The organism is Shewanella sp. SM20 (assembly GCF_025654545.1).
GTDB lineage: Bacteria > Pseudomonadota > Gammaproteobacteria > Enterobacterales > Shewanellaceae > Shewanella > Shewanella oncorhynchi.
Window position 1 is genome coordinate 1 of record NZ_JAKKRK010000075.1, and the last position, 21,594, is coordinate 21,594.

General features: G+C 45.9%; 15 protein-coding genes, 4 tRNA genes, 1 rRNA gene and 1 pseudogene. 1 reads left to right on the top strand and 20 read right to left on the bottom strand.

From position 1 onward, the window contains the following. The 17 genes and pseudogenes from L5M18_RS21285 to L5M18_RS21365 form a co-directional block, all read right to left on the bottom strand. Positions 1 to 607: GTP-binding protein (locus L5M18_RS21285; RefSeq protein WP_263198547.1), on the bottom strand; the 607-nt coding region annotated here is incomplete at its 3' end. Positions 608 to 679: 72 nt separating this feature from the next. Continuing rightward, positions 680 to 2,776, bottom strand: coding sequence for an elongation factor G (fusA, locus tag L5M18_RS21290; RefSeq protein ID WP_006083603.1), 2,097 nt, complete (start codon positions 2,774 to 2,776; stop codon positions 680 to 682). A 78-nt stretch (positions 2,777 to 2,854) separates the two neighbouring features. Then, positions 2,855 to 3,325, bottom strand: a complete 471-nt coding sequence (gene rpsG, locus L5M18_RS21295) for a 30S ribosomal protein S7 (RefSeq protein ID WP_011787570.1) — start codon at positions 3,323 to 3,325, stop codon at positions 2,855 to 2,857. A gap of 81 nt (positions 3,326 to 3,406) precedes the next feature. Next, positions 3,407 to 3,781, bottom strand: coding sequence for a 30S ribosomal protein S12 (gene rpsL, locus L5M18_RS21300; protein WP_006083605.1), 375 nt, complete (start codon positions 3,779 to 3,781; stop codon positions 3,407 to 3,409). A gap of 179 nt (positions 3,782 to 3,960) precedes the next feature. Continuing rightward, positions 3,961 to 8,178, bottom strand: coding sequence for a DNA-directed RNA polymerase subunit beta' (gene rpoC / locus L5M18_RS21305; protein ID WP_105251033.1), 4,218 nt, complete (start codon positions 8,176 to 8,178; stop codon positions 3,961 to 3,963). 84 nt (positions 8,179 to 8,262) lie between these two features. Beyond that, a complete protein-coding gene (gene rpoB / locus L5M18_RS21310; RefSeq protein WP_113941599.1) occupies positions 8,263 to 12,294 on the bottom strand; it encodes a DNA-directed RNA polymerase subunit beta in 4,032 nt (1,343 codons plus the stop codon). A 243-nt stretch (positions 12,295 to 12,537) separates the two neighbouring features. After that, complete coding sequence (rplL, locus tag L5M18_RS21315; RefSeq protein WP_105251031.1) at positions 12,538 to 12,903, bottom strand: 50S ribosomal protein L7/L12; 366 nt, start codon at positions 12,901 to 12,903, stop codon at positions 12,538 to 12,540. A 54-nt stretch (positions 12,904 to 12,957) separates the two neighbouring features. Continuing rightward, the gene (gene rplJ / locus L5M18_RS21320; RefSeq protein WP_006083609.1) at positions 12,958 to 13,458 is read right to left on the bottom strand and encodes a 50S ribosomal protein L10; all 501 of its coding nucleotides are present in this window, start codon (positions 13,456 to 13,458) and stop codon (positions 12,958 to 12,960) included. A 268-nt stretch (positions 13,459 to 13,726) separates the two neighbouring features. Continuing rightward, positions 13,727 to 14,428 carry a 50S ribosomal protein L1 gene (gene rplA / locus L5M18_RS21325; RefSeq protein ID WP_105251030.1) on the bottom strand — a complete coding sequence of 234 codons (702 nt, stop codon included), beginning with the start codon at positions 14,426 to 14,428 and terminating at the stop codon, positions 13,727 to 13,729. A gap of 4 nt (positions 14,429 to 14,432) precedes the next feature. Beyond that, positions 14,433 to 14,861, bottom strand: a complete 429-nt coding sequence (rplK, locus tag L5M18_RS21330; RefSeq protein ID WP_006083611.1) for a 50S ribosomal protein L11 — start codon at positions 14,859 to 14,861, stop codon at positions 14,433 to 14,435. Positions 14,862 to 14,988: 127 nt separating this feature from the next. After that, positions 14,989 to 15,540, bottom strand: coding sequence for a transcription termination/antitermination protein NusG (gene nusG / locus L5M18_RS21335; protein WP_105251029.1), 552 nt, complete (start codon positions 15,538 to 15,540; stop codon positions 14,989 to 14,991). A gap of 9 nt (positions 15,541 to 15,549) precedes the next feature. Continuing rightward, positions 15,550 to 15,921: a preprotein translocase subunit SecE gene (secE, locus tag L5M18_RS21340; RefSeq protein ID WP_006083613.1), complete on the bottom strand. Its 372-nt coding sequence runs from the start codon at positions 15,919 to 15,921 to the stop codon at positions 15,550 to 15,552. Between the two features lie 261 nt (positions 15,922 to 16,182). After that, a pseudogene (locus L5M18_RS21345) lies at positions 16,183 to 17,212 on the bottom strand (elongation factor Tu). Positions 17,213 to 17,329: 117 nt separating this feature from the next. Next, positions 17,330 to 17,405: transfer RNA gene (locus tag L5M18_RS21350), tRNA-Thr, on the bottom strand. An 8-nt stretch (positions 17,406 to 17,413) separates the two neighbouring features. Then, a tRNA-Gly gene (locus tag L5M18_RS21355) sits at positions 17,414 to 17,487 on the bottom strand. A 38-nt stretch (positions 17,488 to 17,525) separates the two neighbouring features. After that, positions 17,526 to 17,610 (bottom strand) — tRNA-Tyr (locus L5M18_RS21360). An 8-nt stretch (positions 17,611 to 17,618) separates the two neighbouring features. Further along, a tRNA-Thr gene (locus tag L5M18_RS21365) sits at positions 17,619 to 17,694 on the bottom strand. 235 nt (positions 17,695 to 17,929) lie between these two features. On the opposite strand from L5M18_RS21365, the gene coaA reads away from it, so the two are divergent. Continuing rightward, positions 17,930 to 18,880, top strand: coding sequence for a type I pantothenate kinase (gene coaA / locus L5M18_RS21370; protein WP_105251027.1), 951 nt, complete (start codon positions 17,930 to 17,932; stop codon positions 18,878 to 18,880). Positions 18,881 to 18,907: 27 nt separating this feature from the next. Here the strand turns inward: coaA and birA are convergent, their stop codons facing one another. From birA to rrf, 3 genes are all read right to left on the bottom strand, one after another. Continuing rightward, positions 18,908 to 19,867: a bifunctional biotin--[acetyl-CoA-carboxylase] ligase/biotin operon repressor BirA gene (gene birA, locus L5M18_RS21375; protein WP_168827728.1), complete on the bottom strand. Its 960-nt coding sequence runs from the start codon at positions 19,865 to 19,867 to the stop codon at positions 18,908 to 18,910. Further along, a complete protein-coding gene (gene murB, locus L5M18_RS21380; protein ID WP_263198549.1) occupies positions 19,860 to 20,885 on the bottom strand; it encodes a UDP-N-acetylmuramate dehydrogenase in 1,026 nt (341 codons plus the stop codon). The genes birA and murB overlap by 8 nt, the downstream gene beginning before the upstream one ends. Positions 20,886 to 21,296: 411 nt before the next feature. Further along, positions 21,297 to 21,412 (bottom strand): 5S ribosomal RNA (gene rrf / locus L5M18_RS21385). Positions 21,413 to 21,594: the final 182 nt, after the last annotated feature.

A 21,594-nucleotide genomic window follows, 5' to 3' on the forward strand; every position in this document is an offset into this window, starting at 1 on the left:
GTTCTGGAATGTAAGAATCCAGTGCTGCGGCTAATTCAAGGATCTTAGCTTCCCACTCTGGTTGACCTTCTAGGGCCTTCAGGGCTGAACCTTGGATTACTGGTAAATCATCACCTGGGAAATCGTATTCTGACAGAAGTTCACGCACTTCCATTTCAACCAATTCCAGTAACTCTTCGTCATCTACCATGTCACATTTGTTCATGAACACGATGATGAAAGGTACGCCAACCTGACGAGAAAGCAGGATGTGCTCACGAGTCTGTGGCATTGGACCGTCTGTAGAGGCAACTACTAGAATCGCGCCGTCCATCTGTGCAGCACCAGTGATCATGTTTTTAACATAGTCAGCGTGGCCTGGGCAGTCTACGTGTGCGTAGTGACGTGAAGGCGTGTCATATTCGATGTGAGAGGTATTGATCGTAATACCGCGCTCACGCTCTTCTGGAGCGTTATCGATTTGAGAGAAGTCTTTAGCTTCGCCACCGTAGGTCTTAGCCAGTACGTGAGAGATAGCTGCAGTCAGTGTGGTTTTACCATGGTCAACGTGACCAATGGTGCCCACGTTTACGTGAGGCTTAATACGTTCAAATTTAGCTTTTGCCACGATATATTCCTTTCTTTTCAGAATAGTCCAGTCAGTGCTGGACCATAATAACATTTATGTCGTAACTGGATATTAGCTACGAGATTCAATAATCGCTTTTGCAATGTTTTGCGGTGCATCAGAGTACTTCAAGAACTCCATAGAGTATGAAGCGCGACCCTGTGTAGCAGAGCGCAAATCAGTTGCATAACCAAACATTTCAGAAAGAGGCACTACAGCATGGACTATTTTGATGCCACCGAAGCCATCATCCATCCCTTCAATTAAGCCACGACGACGGTTTAAATCACCAACGACGTCACCCATATAATTTTCAGGGGTAGTTACTTCTACTTTCATGCAAGGTTCGAGCAACGCCGGATTCGCTTCAAGCGCACCCTTTTTGAAGCCCATAGAACCTGCAATTTTGAACGCCATCTCGTTCGAGTCCACATCATGATATGAACCATCGAACAGAGTGACCTTCACGTCCAACACAGGGAAGCCAGCGAGAACGCCATTCTTCATCTGTTCTTGGATACCTTTATCAACCGCAGGAATGAATTCACGAGGAATCACACCTCCCACAACAGCATTGACAAATTCGTAACCAGCGCCTTCTTCATTAGGCTCTAGTTTTAACCAAACGTGACCGAATTGTCCACGACCACCTGATTGGCGTACAAATTTACCTTCAGCTTCTACTGAAGCTCGGATAGTTTCGCGGTAGGCCACTTGTGGCTTACCTACGTTACATTCAACACCAAATTCGCGACGCATACGGTCTACGATGATGTCTAAGTGTAACTCACCCATACCCGAAATCAGAGTTTGTGATGATTCTTCGTCAGTTTCAACTCGGAATGATGGATCTTCCGCTGCAAGTTTTTGCAACGCGATACCCATTTTGTCCTGATCGGCTTTTGACTTAGGCTCAACGGCAATGGTAATTACTGGCTCTGGGAACTCCATACGTTCCAAGATCACTCTATGATCGTTATCACAAAGCGTATCACCCGTAGTCACTTCTTTTAGACCAATCGCCGCTGCGATATCACCAGCACGGACTTCTTTCAGTTCAGTGCGATCGTTTGCGTGCATTTGCACCATGCGACCTACGCGTTCACGCTTCTGTTTGACAGAGTTGTAAACGCCCGAACCTGATTCGAGTACGCCTGAGTACACGCGAATAAAGGTCAAAGTTCCTACGAATGGATCTGTAGCAATCTTAAATGCCAATGCAGCAAAAGGCGCATTGTCATCTGATGGGCGTTCTACTTCTTGGTCGTTCTCATCGATGCCCTTAATTGGAGGCACATCAATTGGCGCTGGCAAGAATTCAATAACCGCATCAAGTACCGCTTGAACGCCTTTGTTCTTAAATGCAGAACCACAAGTCGCTAAAACGATTTCATTATTTATAGTACGCTGACGTAGCGCCTTTTTAATTTCGTCTTCTGATAGCGTGCCTTCTTCAAGGTACTTATCCATCAGTTCATCCGAAGATTCGGCTGCTACTTCAACCAGATACTCATGCATTTCAGCCGCTTTAGCTGCTAACTCTGCAGGGATCTCCTCATAAGTGAAAGTCATACCCTGGTCTGATTCATTCCAGTTAATTGCTTTCATCTTGATTAAGTCGATCACGCCTTTGAAGTTTTCTTCTGCACCGATATTCAATTGAATAGGCACACAAGTGGCTCCAAGACGAGTTCTAATTTGCTTCACTACACGTTCAAAGTCTGCACCTGCACGGTCCATCTTGTTGATAAATACCAAACGTGGAACGCGGTATTTATCAGCTTGACGCCACACTGTTTCTGACTGAGGTTCAACACCAGATGAACCACAGAAAACGACAACAGCGCCGTCGAGTACGCGCAGAGACCGTTCAACTTCAATAGTAAAGTCAACGTGACCAGGGGTATCGATGATATTGATGCGGTGTTCAGTGAATTGAGCATCCATACCACGCCAGAATGTGGTTACCGCAGCCGAGGTGATAGTGATACCACGCTCTTGCTCTTGAACCATCCAGTCTGTGGTAGCGGCGCCGTCATGCACCTCACCGATTTTATGAGACAAACCGGTATAGAACAGAACACGTTCTGTTGTGGTGGTTTTACCTGCGTCAACATGAGCACAAATACCGATATTACGATAACGCTCAATTGGGGTTGTACGAGCCACGATTATACCCTCTCCACCAAGACCTAAGTCTTGGCAATATCAACAACTATGGTGTGGGCCTAAGCCCACACCATCATATTACCAACGGTAATGAGCAAAGGCTTTGTTAGCTTCAGCCATGCGATGCACGTCTTCACGCTTCTTAACAGCAGTACCTTTGTTTTCAGACGCATCCAGCATTTCACCTGCTAGACGTAAAGCCATAGATTTTTCACCACGCTTACGAGCAGCTTCAACTAACCAGCGCATCGCCAGTGCGTTACGACGCACAGGACGAACTTCACATGGTACCTGGTACGTAGAACCACCAACGCGACGAGATTTAACTTCGACTGATGGGCGAACGTTGTCCAGGGCTGCTTCAAGGATAACTAAATGGTTTTCGCTTTTCTTTTCAGCGACAACATCTAGTGCCTTGTAAATAATTTTTTCTGCAGTCGACTTTTTGCCGTCTTGCATAATGACGTTGATGAACTTAGCCAGCAACTCACTGTGAAACTTTGGATCTGGTAGGATTTTACGTTGTCCTACAACGCGACGTCTTGGCATAACAATTCTCCGTATGCTTCAGGGATTTCCAAAACTGGAATTCTCAAAATAAAACTAGCTTGGCCTTACTTAACGGATAAGTTAAGACTTAGGACGCTTAGCACCGTATTTAGAACGGCTTTGGCGACGTGAAGTCACGCCTGCACAGTCTAATGCGCCACGAATAGTGTGATAACGCACACCTGGTAAGTCTTTAACACGACCACCACGGATTAAGATCACGCTATGTTCCTGCAGGTTGTGGCCTTCACCGCCGATGTACGAAGTAACTTCGAAACCGTTAGTTAGACGCACACGAGCTACTTTACGTAGTGCAGAGTTAGGTTTTTTAGGGGTAGTAGTGTACACACGTGTACAAACACCACGTTTTTGCGGGCACGCATTCAACGCAGGCACGTTAGTCTTGTCGACTTTTGGCGCGCGTGGCTTACGTACCAACTGGTTTACAGTTGCCATGTATAGCTCCGAGTCAGTTGAATCAAACTCAACGATAAGGTGTGAAAAATCTATATCCCACAATGGTGGGACGCGGAATTTTAGAAAGGTAATGCCTGACTGTCAAGAAATAGCCAACTTTTGCGGCATATTACAAGAAAAAAGGCGCCATAGGCGCCTTTTTATAACAAACTTATTACTTAATCTTGGCTACCAGCCAAGTTTAAGAGATCGGCCAAGTTCTGTTCGGCTTCACTTGCAGTGATCTTGTTCACTACTACAGGTTCGTTTTTCTTCGCACGCGCTTCATTACGAGTCTTGTGATAAGCGTAACCAGTACCGGCTGGGATCAGTCGGCCAACGATAACGTTTTCTTTCAGACCACGTAATTGATCGCTCTTACCACCTACGGCGGCTTCGGTCAGTACGCGCGTGGTTTCTTGGAACGATGCTGCTGAGATAAAGGATTCTGTTGCCAGAGATGCTTTAGTAATACCCAGTAGTTCACGTTCGAAGGTCGCAGGCACTTTACCTTGGGCGATCAGTTCGCGGTTAGCGATCTTCACGCGTGACACTTCAGCTTGTTCCCCTTCGAGGAAGTCAGTGTCACCGGCAGAAGTGATAAGACACTTACGCAGCATCTGACGGATGATCACTTCGATATGCTTATCGTTGATCTTCACGCCTTGCAGACGGTAAACGTCCTGTACTTCGTTCACAATGTAGTTAGCTACGTTGTGGATACCACGAAGACGCAGAATGTCATGCGCAGCTTCTGGACCGTCAGCGATAACTTCACCACGTTCGACTTTTTCACCTTCGAACACGTTTAAGTTACGCCACTTAGGGATCATCTCTTCATAATGATCGCCGCCATCAGCAGGTGTAATCACCAAGCGACGCTTACCTTTGGTCTCTTTACCAAACGAGATGGTACCAGAGATTTCTGCCAGAATAGCAGGCTCTTTTGGCTTACGCGCTTCGAACAAGTCAGCTACGCGTGGCAGACCACCGGTGATGTCGCGAGTTTTAGACGATTCCTGAGGAATACGAGCTAATGCGTCACCCACGTTGATTTGCGCGTTATCTTCTAAGTTAACGATCGCACTACCTGGTAAGAAGTATTGTGCTGGTACTTCAGTACCTGGGATCATCAAGTCAGCACCATTAGCGCCAAGCAGACGGATCATTGGGCGCATTTCTTTACCCGCAGTACCACGCTGACCAACGTCAAGGATCACGATTGATGACAGACCCGTTAGTTCGTCTGTTTGACGTGTCATAGTGACACCGTCAATCATGTCTACGAACTTGATACTACCCGCCACTTCAGAAATGATTGGGTGAGTATGTGGATCCCAGTTAGCGATAACATCGCCCGCTTCAACAGCCGCTTCTTCTAGTTTCTCGAGCACAGTACCGTATGGCACTTTATAACGCTCTTTCTCACGACCCAGCTCGTCAATAACAGCCAGTTCAGAAGAACGAGAAACGATAACCAGTTTGCCGTCACTGTTAGTAACATGCTTAGCATTATGCAGTTTCAATGAACCCGAGTTTTTCACTTGGACATTGTTTTCTGCAGACGCTCTAGATGCCGCACCACCGATGTGGAAAGTACGCATCGTTAACTGTGTACCTGGTTCACCGATAGATTGTGCTGCCACAACACCGATGGCTTCACCGTGGTTAATAATATGACCACGAGCCAAGTCACGACCGTAACAAGCTGCACACACACCGAAATCGGTATCACAAGAAATAACAGAACGTACAATCACTTCGTCGATTGAATGCTCTTCTAACTTGTCACACCATGCTTCGTCGAGTAGCGTGTTACGTGGTGCTAATACGTCTTCAGTGCCTGGATAGAACACATCAATCGCAACCACACGACCCAGTACGCGTTCACGTAACGGCTCAACCACATCACCACCTTCAATCAGCGGTTTCATGGTTAGACCTTCGTGAGTACCACAATCGTCTTCGATAACCACTAAATCTTGTGCAACGTCTACAAGACGACGAGTCAGGTAACCCGAGTTCGCTGTCTTCAATGCCGTATCGGCTAGACCTTTACGCGCACCGTGAGTAGAAATAAAGTACTGGAGTACGTTTAGACCTTCACGGAAGTTAGCGGTAATTGGCGTTTCGATGATTGAGCCGTCTGGCTTAGCCATCAGACCACGCATACCCGCCAACTGACGGATCTGTGCGGCACTACCACGAGCGCCTGAGTCAGCCATCATATAAATGCTGTTAAACGAGGCTTGTTTCTCTTCAACGCCATCACGGTTAATCACTGTCTCAGTTGACAGGTTTTCCATCATAGCTTTAGAAACTTTTTCGTTGGCACTTGCCCAGATATCAATAACTTTGTTGTAACGCTCACCGGCTGTGACTAGACCAGATTGGAACTGCTCTTGAATTTCAAGAACTTCTGCTTCTGCATCAGCAACTAAGGTGTATTTCTCGTCTGGAATAACCATGTCATCGATACCGACAGAGGCACCTGAGATGGTTGCAAAACGGAAACCGGTATACATCAATTGGTCAGCGAAGATAACAGTATCTTTCAGACCCAGTTGACGATAACAGGTGTTCAACAATTTAGAGATCTGCTTTTTGCCCATGTTCTGGTTAACCAGATCAAATGACAAACCTGCTGGCAGAATAAGTGACAGCAGAGCACGACCCACAGTCGTATCAACGATACGGCGTTGTTCAGTGCGCTCACCATCGTCACCAATAATGGTTTCAGTGATACGAACTTTAACGCGGGCATGCAGTTCAGCAGCGCCAGTTGCGTAAGCTTTTTCAACTTCAGCAACAGACATAAATGCCATACCTTCACCACGGCCGTTAATACGCTCACGGCTGGTGTAGTACAGACCCAATACCACGTCTTGAGACGGGGTGATAACAGGCTCGCCGTTCGCGGGTGACAGGATGTTGTTGGTAGACATCATCAGGGCACGGGCTTCAAGCTGCGCTTCCAGTGTTAACGGTACGTGTACCGCCATTTGGTCACCGTCGAAGTCGGCGTTGTATGCCGCACAAACGAGTGGGTGTAACTGGATGGCTTTACCTTCAATCAGTACTGGTTCGAACGCTTGGATACCTAGTCTGTGCAGTGTTGGTGCACGGTTGAGCATCACTGGATGTTCGCGGATCACTTCATCCAGAACGTCCCATACTTCCGCCACTTCACGCTCAACCATCTTCTTAGCTGCTTTGATGGTAGTAGCTAAGCCACGACCTTCTAGCTTGCCATAGATGAATGGCTTGAACAGCTCCAGTGCCATCTTCTTAGGAAGACCACATTGGTGCAGACGTAAAGTAGGACCTACAGTAATTACCGAACGACCAGAATAGTCGACGCGCTTACCCAATAAGTTCTGACGGAAACGACCTTGCTTACCTTTGATCATATCGGCCAAAGATTTCAGAGGACGCTTGTTAGAACCGGTAATAGCACGACCACGACGACCGTTATCTAATAGCGCATCAACAGACTCTTGTAACATACGCTTTTCGTTGCGTACGATAATGTCCGGCGCAGCTAAATCTAACAGACGCTTCAAACGGTTGTTACGGTTGATCACGCGGCGATACAGGTCGTTAAGATCTGAAGTCGCGAAGCGGCCGCCATCGAGCGGAACCAACGGACGTAAGTCAGGTGGTAACACAGGCAGTACTTTTAAGATCATCCACTCAGGCTTGTTGCCTGAAGTGTAGAATGCTTCCATCAACTTAAGACGTTTAGTCACTTTCTTGCGACGAGTCTCAGAGTTGATTGAAGGCAATTCTTCACGCATTTGTTCGATTTCTTTCGCTAAATCGATAGCACGTAACAGTTCAAGCACTGCTTCGGCACCCATTTTAGCTTCGAACTCATCACCGTATTCTTCTAATGCATCCAGATAAGTTTCTTCTGTCAGCATTTGGCCACGTTCAAGGCTGGTCATGCCAGGCTCGATCACGACAAATGATTCAAAATACAGTACGCGTTCGATATCACGCAGCGTCATATCCAGCATTAAGCCAATACGTGACGGCAGTGATTTTAAGAACCAAATGTGCGCAACTGGGCTAGCCAGTTCGATGTGACCCATACGCTCACGACGTACTTTAGTTTGGGTTACTTCAACGCCACACTTTTCACAAATAACACCACGGTGCTTCAAACGTTTGTACTTACCGCACAAACATTCGTAATCTTTGACTGGGCCAAAGATACGCGCACAGAACAGACCTTCACGCTCAGGCTTGAAGGTACGGTAGTTGATGGTTTCTGGCTTCTTAACTTCACCAAAAGACCAAGAACGGATCAGATCAGGCGATGCCAGACCAATTTTGATGCCGTTAAATTCTTCAGTCTTGCTTTGCTGTTTCAGAAACTTTAATAAGTCTTTCACGTTTCTCTCCTGAAGGAGTTAAACCGGGTGCTCCGCTTGCACGGAGCACCATTCTGTTTGCCAAACGCGGCTAAAGGCCTGCGCTTATGCCTGATCCAACTCGATATTAATACCGAGTGAACGGATCTCCTTCAGTAACACGTTGAAGGACTCTGGCATGCCAGGTTGCATCTGATGGTTACCGTCGACGATGTTCTTATACATCTGAGTACGACCGTTAACGTCATCCGATTTAACAGTGAGCATTTCTTGAAGCGTATAAGCGGCACCGTATGCTTCTAGTGCCCACACTTCCATCTCACCGAAACGCTGACCACCGAACTGAGCTTTACCGCCCAGTGGTTGTTGAGTCACTAAGCTGTACGAACCGGTAGAACGGGCGTGCATCTTGTCATCAACTAAGTGGTTCAGTTTGAGCATGTACATGTAACCTACCGTTACTTGACGCTCAAATTCGTTACCGGTACGACCATCAAACAACTTCAACTGACCAGAGGTTGGCAAACCTGCAAGTTCAAGCATCTGCTTGATCTCTTTCTCTTTAGCACCGTCGAATGCAGGAGTTGCAATCGGGATACCGCCTTTCAGGTTAGTCGCAAGACGTAATACTTCATCATCAGTGAATGAATCGATATCGACGCGCTGCTGCACTTCGTCACCTAATTCATAAACTTGCTTGATGTAACCACGAACTTCAGCCAGCTCACGCTGTTCTTCAAGCATCGCAGTGATCTTGTTACCAATGCCTTTGGCAGCGGCGCCCATATGGACTTCAAGTACCTGACCAATGTTCATACGTGATGGAACACCTAGCGGGTTCAATACGATGTCTACTGGGTTACCTTGTTCGTCATATGGCATGTCTTCGATTGGGCAAATCTTAGAGATAACACCCTTGTTACCGTGACGACCCGCCATCTTGTCACCAGGTTGGATAGTACGCTTAACCGCTAAGTAAACCTTAACGATTTTGAGTACGCCTGGCGCCAAGTCATCACCTTGGGTGATCTTGCGACGTTTGATTTCAAACTTCTTATCGAAGTCAGCTTTCAGCTCTTCATGCTGTTCAGCTAATTGCTCAAGTTCAGTTTGTTTTGCTTCATCATCAATGACTTGAACCAATACATCTTTACGTGGCAACGCAGCAATTTGCGCTTCAGTGAAACCAGCACCGATTAACAAGTTACGCGCACGGCTCAATACACCTTCTTCAAGGATCTTGAACTCTTCGCCTAAGTCTTTACGAGCTTGGGCAATGTGCATCTCTTCGATTTCAACTGCACGCTTGTCTTTTTCAACGCCGTCACGGGTAAATACCTGAACGTCGATGATAGTGCCCTTAACAGAGTTAGGAACACGCAGTGAACTGTCTTTAACATCAGACGCTTTCTCACCGAAGATAGCACGGAGTAACTTCTCTTCTGGCGTTAGCTGTGTTTCGCCTTTTGGCGTCACTTTACCAACCAGAATATCGCCACCCTTCACTTCTGCACCAATGTAAACGATACCTGACTCGTCGAGTTTCGACAGAGCAGATTCACCTACGTTTGGAATATCAGCCGTAATTTCTTCGCTACCCAGTTTGGTATCACGAGCAATACAAGACAGCTCCTGAATGTGGATAGTGGTGAAACGGTCTTCTTGCGCTACACGCTCAGAAATTAAGATCGAGTCTTCGAAGTTGTAACCGTTCCAAGGCATGAATGCGATACGCATGTTCTGGCCAAGGGCTAAGTCACCTAAGTCAGTAGACGGACCGTCTGCTAACACGTCACCACGAACGACTGGCTCACCAACAGCACAACAAGGGCGTTGGTTAATACAAGTGTTTTGGTTAGAACGGGTGTATTTAGTCAGGTTATAAATGTCGATACCGGCTTCGCCTGGACGCAACTCATCTTCATTTACTTTAACAACGATGCGGCTCGCATCAACGTAGTCTACAAAACCACCACGTTTAGCAACAACCACAACACCAGAGTCAACTGCCAAAGTACGTTCAATACCAGTACCTACTAGCGGCTTTTCAGAGCGCAGTGTGGGTACGGCTTGACGTTGCATGTTCGCACCCATCAAGGCACGGTTAGCATCGTCGTGTTCTAAGAACGGGATCAGCGACGCAGCAACAGAAATAATCTGTTGTGGCGAAACGTCCATATACTGGATGTCAGCAGCGCGCATAAAGGTAGATTCACCTTTATGACGACAAGCAATTTGCTCTTCTGCCATACGACCGTTCGCGTCAACTTCGATGTTCGCCTGTGCAATCACATAACGACCTTCTTCGATTGCTGACAAATATTCCACTTCGTCAGTAATCACGCCGTCGATAACCTTGCGGTATGGCGTTTCTAGGAAGCCGTAAGAGTTAGTACGGGCAAAACTTGCTAATGAGTTGATTAGACCAATGTTTGGACCTTCAGGGGTCTCAATTGGACATAAACGACCATAATGCGTTGGATGTACGTCGCGGACTTCGAAGCCTGCACGTTCACGAGTCAAACCACCAGGGCCAAGAGCAGAAATACGACGCTTATGCGTTACTTCTGACAGCGGGTTGTTTTGGTCCATGAATTGTGACAGCTGAGAAGAACCGAAGAACTCTTTCACTGCAGCAGAAATTGGCTTAGCGTTGATCAAGTCTTGTGGCATCAGCTCATTCAGATCGCCTAAAGACAGACGTTCACGCACGGCGCGCTCAACACGGACTAAACCAACACGGAATTGGTTTTCAGCCATTTCACCGACGCTACGAATACGACGGTTACCTAAGTGATCGATGTCATCGACTTCGTCGAAACCGTTACGGATATGAATGATGTTCTTCATTACCGCGACGATGTCTTCTTTAGACAATACACCGCTACCTTCGTCATCAGGAATGCTGAGACGACGGTTGAACTTCATACGACCTACTTTAGACAGGTCATAACGCTCTTCACTGAAGAACAAGTTCTGGAATAGCGCTTCGGCAGCATCTTTGGTTGGTGGCTCGCCAGGACGCATCATACGATAGATCTCAACCAGCGCTTCTAAGCGGTTAGTGGTTGAATCGATACGCAGCGTATCTGAAATATAAGCACCATGATCTAGCTCGTTGATATACAACGTGCTGATATCTTTAATACCGGCCAATGATAGTTTAGCCAGATCTTCTAAGCTAATTTCACTGTTGGCAGAGACTAAAACTTCACCCGTGTCCGGATCGATATAATCTTGAGCAGCATATTTGCCCACGATATATTCAACTGGCACTTCAAGCTCAGTGGTATTGGTCTTTTCTAACTGACGAATGTGACGCGCAGTAATACGACGTCCCGCTTCAACCAGTACAGAACCTTCAGCATCCTTGATGTCATAGCTGGCAGTTTCGCCACGCAGACGTTCAGGCACCAAAGACATGACCAGAGTATCTTTCTTGATCTTGAACTCAACGCGTTCGAAGAACAGATCGAGGATCTCTTGAGTAGAATATTCTAATGCACGTAACATGATGGTCGCAGGCAGTTTGCGGCGACGGTCAATACGCACAAATAGTGCATCTTTAGGATCGAATTCAAAGTCAAGCCATGAACCACGGTAAGGAATAATACGTGCGTTATACAGCACCTTACCTGATGAGTGGGTTTTACCACGGTCATGATCAAAGAACACGCCTGGAGAACGGTGTAATTGAGATACGATTACACGCTCAGTACCGTTGATAACAAAAGTACCGTTATCCGTCATCAATGGGATATCACCCATGTAGACTTCTTGTTCTTTAATATCTTTTACTGTGCCCGCCGCTGCTTCACGGTCATACAACACCATGCGTAATTTAACGCGTAGTGGAGCTGAATACGTAACACCACGGATCTGACACTCTTTCACATCAAAAACAGGCTCGCCAAGCTTATAGCTGACGTATTGCAGTTCTGAGTTACCAGAAAAGCTCTTGATGGGAAAAACGCTACGGAAGGCGGCTTCTAAACCGCGCTCACCGGTAGGATCTTGATCGGTGAACTTCTTAAAAGAGTCTAGCTGGATAGACAATAAATAAGGGATATCCAAAACTTTTGGACGCTTACCAAAGTCTTTGCGAATACGCTTCTTTTCAGAATAGGAGTAAACCATGGGTTTCCTCTGCTTACGAGATGTGACCAAGACTGAATAAATAACTTAAGTTATTAAAATTCAGCACGTTTGCCCATCACCGTTGATGGCAAGAACCTAACCAGTAATCTCTGCTAGGGACTGCAAAATTTGGCGACAAACGGTGAAAAAAAATCGCCAGCGCATATAGCGCAAAAAAGGCCGACGGTTAAAAAACCGCCAGCCTCCACCCAAGTGGCTTGGGTGAGCAAGCTAAATAATAGCTTACTTAATTTCTACAGAAGCACCAGCTTCAGTAAGTTCTTTCTTCAGAGCTTCAGCTTCTTCTTTAGAAACGCCTTCTTTAACTGCTACTGGAGCAGCTTCAGACATAGCTTTAGCTTCTTTCAGGCCTAAACCAGTTGCGCCACGGATGGCTTTAATAACTGCAACTTTGTTGTCGCCGTGAGCAGTCAGAACTACGTTGAATTCTGTTTGTTCTTCAACAACAACTGCTTCTGCACCGCCAGAAACAACAGCAGCAGCGGCAGAAACGCCGAACTTCTCTTCCATAGCTTCGATCAGTTCAACAACTTCCATTACAGACATAGCTGCAAAGGCTTCTAAGATTTGGTCTTTAGTGATAGACATAACAAATGTTTCCTATTGTTCTGAATTCAATTTTATTAAGCAGCCAGCTTGAAATTAAGCGGCTTCTTGTTTTTGATCGCGCAGGGCGGCCAGTGTACGAACGAACTTGCCAGCAGATGCTTCTTTCATAGTCATCATTAACTGAGCTAGTGCTTCTTCGTATGTTGGCAGTTTCGCCAAACGATCAATTTCAGCTGCAGGGATGAAATTCCCTTCAAAGGCTGCGCCTTTAACTTCGAAGTTAGCTTGTTCTTTAGCAAAGTCTTTTAACAGACGTGCTGCAGCACCTGGGTGCTCTAAAGAAAAAGCAATCAAAGTTGGGCCAGTGAACGTTTCTGCTAGGCACTCAAAAGCAGTACCTTCAACAGCACGACGAGCTAGCGTGTTACGTACTACACGTACATATACACCAGCTTCGCGAGCTTTTTTACGCAGACCGGTCATAGCACCTACAGTCACACCGCGAGAATCAGCGGCAACTGCAGATAGCGCACCTTTGGCAGCTTCGTTGACTTCAGCAACAATCGCTTTTTTGTCTTCGAGTCTTAATGCCATTGGCTTTACTCCTGGATTCTACCTAGGGTATTCCCTAGTATTTACCATACTAAATACTTATGTATTTAGTGACTTACGGTGCAGATTATCCAGTAAAAAATTTTAGCTGGGGCCTGACACCGTCTACGCAGGAAATTAAGTTATTTTTACAAAAAACACCTGCGGTCTTGGACGGAAACCTGAGTTAAACTCCGCCTAAACGAGAGATAAAACAGGCTTCAACCCACAAAGTGCGCGCATTATAGACTAATGCACCCGCTTTGTAAAATTATAGAGTTGTTTCAAGCGTAGCTTGATCAACTGCAACACCTGCACCCATAGTGGTAGAGATGCTGATCTTTTTCACGAAAATGCCTTTAGCAACTGCAGGCTTAGCCTTTTTCAGTGCTGACACTAACGCTTCCAAGTTTTCTTTCAATTGAACTGGTGTGAAATCCACTTTACCGATAGTAGTGTGGATAATACCGTTCTTGTCGTTACGGTAACGAACTTGACCCGCTTTGGCGTTCTTAACAGCTTCAGCAACGTTTGGCGTTACTGTACCTGTTTTAGGGTTAGGCATTAAACCACGTGGGCCTAAGATTTGACCTAACATACCAACAACGCGCATTGCATCTGGAGATGCGATAACTACGTCAAAATTCATTTCACCGGCTTTGATTTTCTCAGCCAGATCATCCATACCAACTAGCTCAGCGCCAGCAGCTTTAGCAGCTTCAGCATTTGCACCTTGTGTAAATACTGCAACGCGAACGTCACGACCAGTACCATGTGGCAACACTGTTGCACCACGAACGTTTTGGTCAGATTTACGTGGGTCAATACCCAGGTTAACTGCTACGTCTACACTTTCAACGAATTTTGCAGTTGCTAATTCTTTTAACAGAGCAACAGCTTCGTTGATATCGTAGCTTTTAGTACCGTCAACTTTTTCGCGAATTACGCGCATGCGTTTAGTTAGCTTTGCCATTATATTAATCCTCTACAACCAAACCCATTGAACGCGCAGTACCTTCGATTGAGCGAGTCATCGCTTCAATGTCAGCACCAGTCATATCGGCAGCTTTCAGTTCAGCAATTTCTTGAACTTTAGCGCGAGCGATAGTACCCACTTTCTGAGTGTTTGGACGTGGAGAACCTGATTTCAGGCCTGCAGCAGTCTTCAGTAAGTAAGACGCTGGAGAAGTCTTAGTTTCAAAAGTGAATGAACGGTCACTGTAAACAGTGATCACAACTGGAATAGGCATGCCTTTTTCCATTTTTTCTGTACGGGCGTTAAACGCTTTACAGAATTCCATGATGTTCACACCTTTTTGACCCAAAGCTGGACCAACTGGTGGTGATGGGTTCGCAGAACCGGATTTTACTTGTAGCTTAATATAAGCATCAATCTTCTTTGCCATCTGACATTTCCTCAGTTTGGGTTCAAACGCGCATCAGCGACATGCTGACATGCTCCCCCGAAAACAACGGGTGCGAATTATATAGAAATTCGCACCCGTTGCCAAACGGATTTTGTAGTTTATTTAATCAGCCTTTTTCAACTTGACTAAAATCAAGTTCAACAGGCGTAGAACGACCAAAGATCATCACTGATACTTTCACGCGGCTCTTGTCATAATCCACCTCTTCAACGGTGCCGTTAAAGTCAGCAAATGGACCATCACACACACGTACCACTTCACCAGGCTCAAATATAGTTCTATGAGTCGGTGACGCTGTCGTTTCTTGTAAGCGACGCAGAATTGCATCAGCTTCTTTATCTGAAATTGGGGCAGGACGATCAGACGTTCCGCCAATAAAGCCTAAAACACGCGGGATGCTTTTGACTAAATGCCAGCTGTCATCGTTCATTTCCATCTGGACTAACACATAGCCAGGGAAAAACTTACGTTCGCTCTTGCGACGCTGACCTGCACGCATTTCGATGACTTCTTCAGTCGGAACCAATACTTCACCGAAGTATGCTTCCATGCCATGCATTTTAATATATTCAATCAGTGACTTACAAACTCGGCCTTCATAGCCTGAGAATGCCTGCACTACATACCATCTTTTTTTAGCTTCTTTAGCTTCAGTCATTCGAGGTGCCTATACGCCAGTGATAAAATTGACAATTCGCATTAACACAGCATCCATACCCCAAAGGATAAGAGCTAAGATACCTGTTGCTGCAAGGACAATAAAAGTGGTGTTTAGCGCTTCTTGACGCGTCGGCCATACAACCTTGCGCACTTCGATATGCGCTTCACGGGCAAAAGCTAACGCTTTTTTACCTTTTACAGTCTGAAGCGCAATAAAACCAGCAATAGCGAATGCAACGATAACACTAAGCGCACGTATGACGGCACTGGCTTCGCTATACATTTGATTGCCAATAACAGCAGCGGCTAGCAATACAATCACTAAACCCCACTTCACGATATCCAGAGAATTGTTCTGGTTTTCAGTATTTGTTGTCATCGGTTTTTCCGTTACTCAATACGGCCTGAGCTTAGAGCACATTAATTGACGGGCATAATCCCACATCACTCTGCATTTCCGAACACCCTTAGAAACGCAAAATAGCATAAGCTCAGGGTCAAAAATCGGCCATAGATTGTATTCTTATTCGACTTTGTAAGCAAGGATGCGAATCCCATGCAAACCACAAAACCTATGAAATAATCCACTTAAACAAAAAAGGAAGCCGAAGCTTCCTTTTCAAACTAATTTCTATCACAATTAAGCGATGATTTTAGCTACTACACCAGCACCAACTGTACGACCACCTTCACGGATTGCGAAGCGTAAACCTTCGTCCATCGCGATTGGGCAAATCAGAGTCACTACCATTTTGATGTTGTCGCCAGGCATTACCATCTCTACGCCTTCTGGCAGTTCGATAGTACCGGTTACGTCAGTTGTACGGAAGTAGAACTGTGGACGGTAGCCTTTGAAGAATGGAGTGTGACGTCCGCCTTCTTCTTTACATTTCTACACCAGTACACGTTGTTTTAGTCGTTGTGCGAACACCAACGATTTCAACTTCGTCACCCACTTTAACAATACCACGCTCAACACGACCAGTAACTACTGTACCACGGCCTGAAATTGAGAATACGTCTTCGATTGGCAGTAGGAACGGCTTATCGATRTCACGTTGTGGTTCTGGAATGTAAGAATCCAGTGCTGCGGCTAATTCAAGGATCTTAGCTTCCCACTCTGGTTGACCTTCTAGGGCCTTCAGRGCTGAACCTTGGATTACTGGTAAATCATCACCTGGGAAATCGTATTCTGACAGAAGTTCACGCACTTCCATTTCAACCAATTCCAGTAACTCTTCGTCATCTACCATGTCACATTTGTTCATGAACACGATGATGAAAGGTACGCCAACCTGACGAGAAAGCAGGATGTGCTCACGAGTCTGTGGCATTGGACCGTCTGTAGAGGCAACTACAAGAATCGCGCCGTCCATCTGTGCAGCACCAGTGATCATGTTTTTAACATAGTCAGCGTGGCCTGGGCAGTCTACGTGTGCGTAATGACGTGAAGGCGTGTCATATTCGATGTGAGAGGTATTGATCGTAATACCGCGCTCACGCTCTTCTGGAGCGTTATCGATTTGAGAGAAGTCTTTAGCTTCGCCACCGTAGGTCTTAGCCAGTACGTGAGAGATAGCTGCAGTCAGTGTGGTTTTACCATGGTCAACGTGACCAATGGTGCCCACGTTTACATGGGGCTTAATACGTTCAAATTTAGCTTTAGCCATGGTAATGCCTCAGTCCAAGATTCTTGGTGATGAAAACTAACATATAGAAAAAATCCGATGCATTAAAATGACATCGAACCGATTATGTTTAGGCGTAGGAGCTAAATTTAGAGAGGCTGGTGCTGATAGGCAGATTCGAACTGCCGACCTCACCCTTACCAAGGGTGTGCTCTACCAACTGAGCCATATCAGCAACTAATTTGGAGCGGACAGCGGGAATCGAACCCGCGTTATCAGCTTGGAAGGCTGGAGTAATACCATTATACGATGTCCGCGCAACCTAACTAAGGCTACCTAACTACCTAGAAAAAAGTGGTGGAGGGAGAAGGATTCGAACCTTCGAAGGCTGAGCCGTCAGATTTACAGTCTGATCCCTTTGGCCACTCGGGAACCCCTCCACAGAAAATGGTGCCGGCACCAAGAGTCGAACTCGGGACCTACTGATTACAAGTCAGTTGCTCTACCAACTGAGCTATGCCGGCATTATCATTTCGGAACGGGATATTAGGTAAATGCGCTCCCAAGTGCAAGTAAAAAACGCCTATTTACGTAAAAAAAGCGCTTGAACGGTGTTTTTTTACACGTTATCCAACTTTGACGGCCAATTAAACAGCGAATACATCAAACGGTAACGGAAACACGACTGCAATCACCCATTTAGTATTGTTCCAAATAATCTCATAGTGTACTGTGCCTTTCCTAAGCTGAGGAAAGCCAATGACTTCTAAAAATTCAATTCAAAAAGCACTCTATCTCGCCTTCGAGCGCCTGCAATGGTCTGAGTTACGAGATTCAGTGCCGTTGACACTGAGTGAGCAAGACTTGGAGAACCTTAGAGGCATAAATGAAAAGATTTCCTTATCGGAAGTGACCGATATTTATCTTCCCCTTAGCCGGCTACTGAATTTGATCGTTAAAGCTAAGCAACAACGAGGTTTAGTGGTTGATGAATTCCTCGGTCAAAAACCATCAAAAAGTCCTTATATCATTAGTATTGCTGGTAGTGTCGCCGTCGGAAAGAGCACCACAGCACGTATTTTGCAAGCTTTACTACGGCACTGGCCTGAACACCCAAAAGTTGATTTAGTGACAACAGATGGTTTTTTGTATCCTCTGGCGGACTTAAAACGTAAAGGACTATTACAGCGTAAGGGATTTCCAGAAAGTTACGATATGAAAATGCTGGTTGAGTTTATCTCCGCCGTGAAATCCGGTCAGCCACATGTGAAAGCCCCTATCTATTCACACGTCACCTATGACCGCGTTAAAAATCAGCATCAAACCGTTTCTCAGCCAGACATCTTAATTTTAGAAGGCTTGAATGTATTGCAGACTGGACTCGACTCCCCCGTTGATACCCGTCGTCCTTTCGTCTCCGATTTTGTTGACTTTTCTATTTATGTCGATGCAGAAGAACCTTTGCTAAAACAATGGTATAAAGAACGATTCTTGCAGTTCCGCTCTGGTGCATTCAGTGACAAAAAATCTTATTTTCATCACTATTCGACGCTAACCGATGATGAGGCCAATACGATTGCCGCCAATATTTGGGACACAATCAATGGTCCAAACCTACAACTTAACATTCAACCGACCCGTGAAAGAGCCCATTTGATCCTGCAGAAAGGTCAGGATCATTTGATGTCCCACGTGCTGATGCGCAAATAGCTTTATGTAAAATTGACTCTTGGGTACTTAGCGTGCCCTTAAGCTAATTTCACCGCCGATAAATGCTTGAACACCGTCGGCGGTTTCGAGCAATACCGCACCTTGCTCATCAACGCCTCGACAAATTCCTTCGACAGACTTTTCCCCCATAAGCAAACGTATTTCACGGCCATAAAATAAGTCTGCGGCTTGCCAACGAGTCTTGAATGCAGCTAATCCTTCACGCTCAAATAACTGAATATCACGCTTAAGCTGCTTCTGTAATGCAATAACAAGCGCCGTCTTGTCAGGCATGTCGACCAACTCTGACAAATCACTCCAAGGCTGATCGATACCTTTACCTTGTTCCTCTGACATAGCCATATTGACACCAACACCTATGATAAGCTGGCACAGGCTATCAGCCTGCCCCGACATTTCAATCAAGATCCCGGCAAGCTTCTTGTTATCCAAATAGATGTCATTGGGCCACTTAACACCAATATTCTCGACGCCAAAAGATTTAAGCACTTCAACCAATGTACAGGCCACCACTAAACTTAATCCCATTGCCTGCGCCATTCCCTGCGGGAAAGTCCAAAACAGCGAGAAATATAAGTGATGCCCATAGGGCGACACCCAAGTCCTGCCTCGACGACCACGACCTGCGGATTGATACTCTGCCACACACACATCACCATTCTTCAATTCAGTAGTATGGTCCAGCATAAAGCCGTTGGTGCTTGCTATCTCATCAAAGTAAAAGCAACGATTATCAATTGATTGCACTAAACGTGAAGCATCAATCAAAGAAATAGGATTCGCTAACTTATAGCCGCGACCTTTGACGCTATAAATTGCCACACCATAGGTTTCTAGTGCATCGATGTGCTTATTCACTGCGGCACGCGAAATCCCAAGTTCAGTGGCTAACTGCTCGCCAGAAACAAATTGCCCGCTAGATAATAAAGCTAATATCTGGCGTTTTCTTCCCCAATGATCAGACATGCAAATCTCCTTCGCCATTAGCCCCGATGATTCTAGGCTCGGCTTCTAGCTCGACACCAAATTTATCCTGTACTTGCGCAATAACATGCAGTGCTAGGCGGCAAATATCATGCCCCGTTGCTCCGCCTCGATTCACTAACACTAAGGCTTGCTTGTCATGCACTGCCACATTGCCGAGCACAAAACCTTTCAGTCCCGCTTGTTCAATCAACCAGCCTGCAGCCAATTTCACTGTTGCATCCGCTTGTGCGTAGCCCACTATCGTCGGAAAACGCTGTGCTAAATCGAGATAACAGGCTGCGCTTACAATGGGGTTTTTAAAGAAACTGCCTGCATTGCCGAGCACTGCGGGATCAGGAAGCTTTTCACTTCGTACTTGGCATACGCGCGCAAAAATCTCATGCGCTGTAACGGTTGCAGGATCAAACGATTGCAATGGACCATAGACTAAACGCGGTTGCCAACGTTTAGCTAAGCGCAGCCCAACAGCTGTGACTACAGCGAGATTGCGCAATTTGTCTTTGAAAATAGACTCACGGTAAGCAAATTGACACTCAGCTGTGCTGATGCGCACAAACTCACCTGAGGGTAAATCAAGATACTCAACCCAATCACACACATCACATAGTTCAACACCATAAGCGCCAATATTCTGAATAGGTGCTGCACCAACCGTCCCAGGAATTAATGCCATATTCTCCAGCCCAAACATGCCATGCTCGAGCGTAAACTGAATTAACTCGTGCCAATTCTCACCCGCCTCAACATAGAGATAAAACGCTTCTGTGTCTTCAGATACTTTTATCCCTTTCGATAAAATCCTGACAACTGTGCCGTTAAAGTCCTCCGTAAAGACCAGATTGCTACCACCACCAAGCACCAACATAGGCAATTGTTGCTGCCATAGCGGCAGACAGATCGCCTTAACAGCTTCTTTTGAGTGCGCCTCAACAAGATCCGCGCAAGACTGGGCCAAACCAAAGGAATTAAATGATTGAAGGCTATGAAATAGAGACATGTGTTTGTTCAATGACGACAAAAACGTATTGTAACTGCTAAAAGCGAGGATTGCAGCTCATGCTAGAGAAGATGACTGAATGAAGAACAGAGAAAAAAGCAGGAAAATCACTCCAATTAACAAATTGCGAATGCAAAAAAGCCAGCTTATTCAGCTGGCTTGGTTACATCTCAATGAGATAATTAGGCGCTTGGCGATGAACTACTTTCTTTTATCCCCGAAGGGGATACATGGGGGCGAGTCATCATTGCCTAAAATGCGCAGCATTTTGATGATGTGTCGCGCGGAGCAATGTATTGCGCAGCTGGGGACCCCGCTTAGCGGCGGGTTGACATCGAGATAAGTTTTCGCGGAGCGTATAAACACAAAAGCCCTAGCGGTTTAGGCTAGGGCTTTTGTGTTTATTTGGATGCTTGGCGATGACCTACTCTCACATGGGGAGACCCCACACTACCATCGKCGCGTTTGCGTTTCACTTCTGAGTTCGGGATGGGATCAGGTGGTTCCACAAGGCTATTGTCACCAAGCAAATTCTGTTTATTACCGTGTCCATCTCTGGCTCACGTTAATAATAATTCGGAAAGCTGATTTGCTTTGTTTGAGTTCAAACTTTATCAAGTGTCGATATTCTGTCTAAGGCTTCTTTGTAAAACCCATCTGGGTTGTATGGTTAAGCCTCTCGAGTCATTAGTACATGTTAGCTCAACGC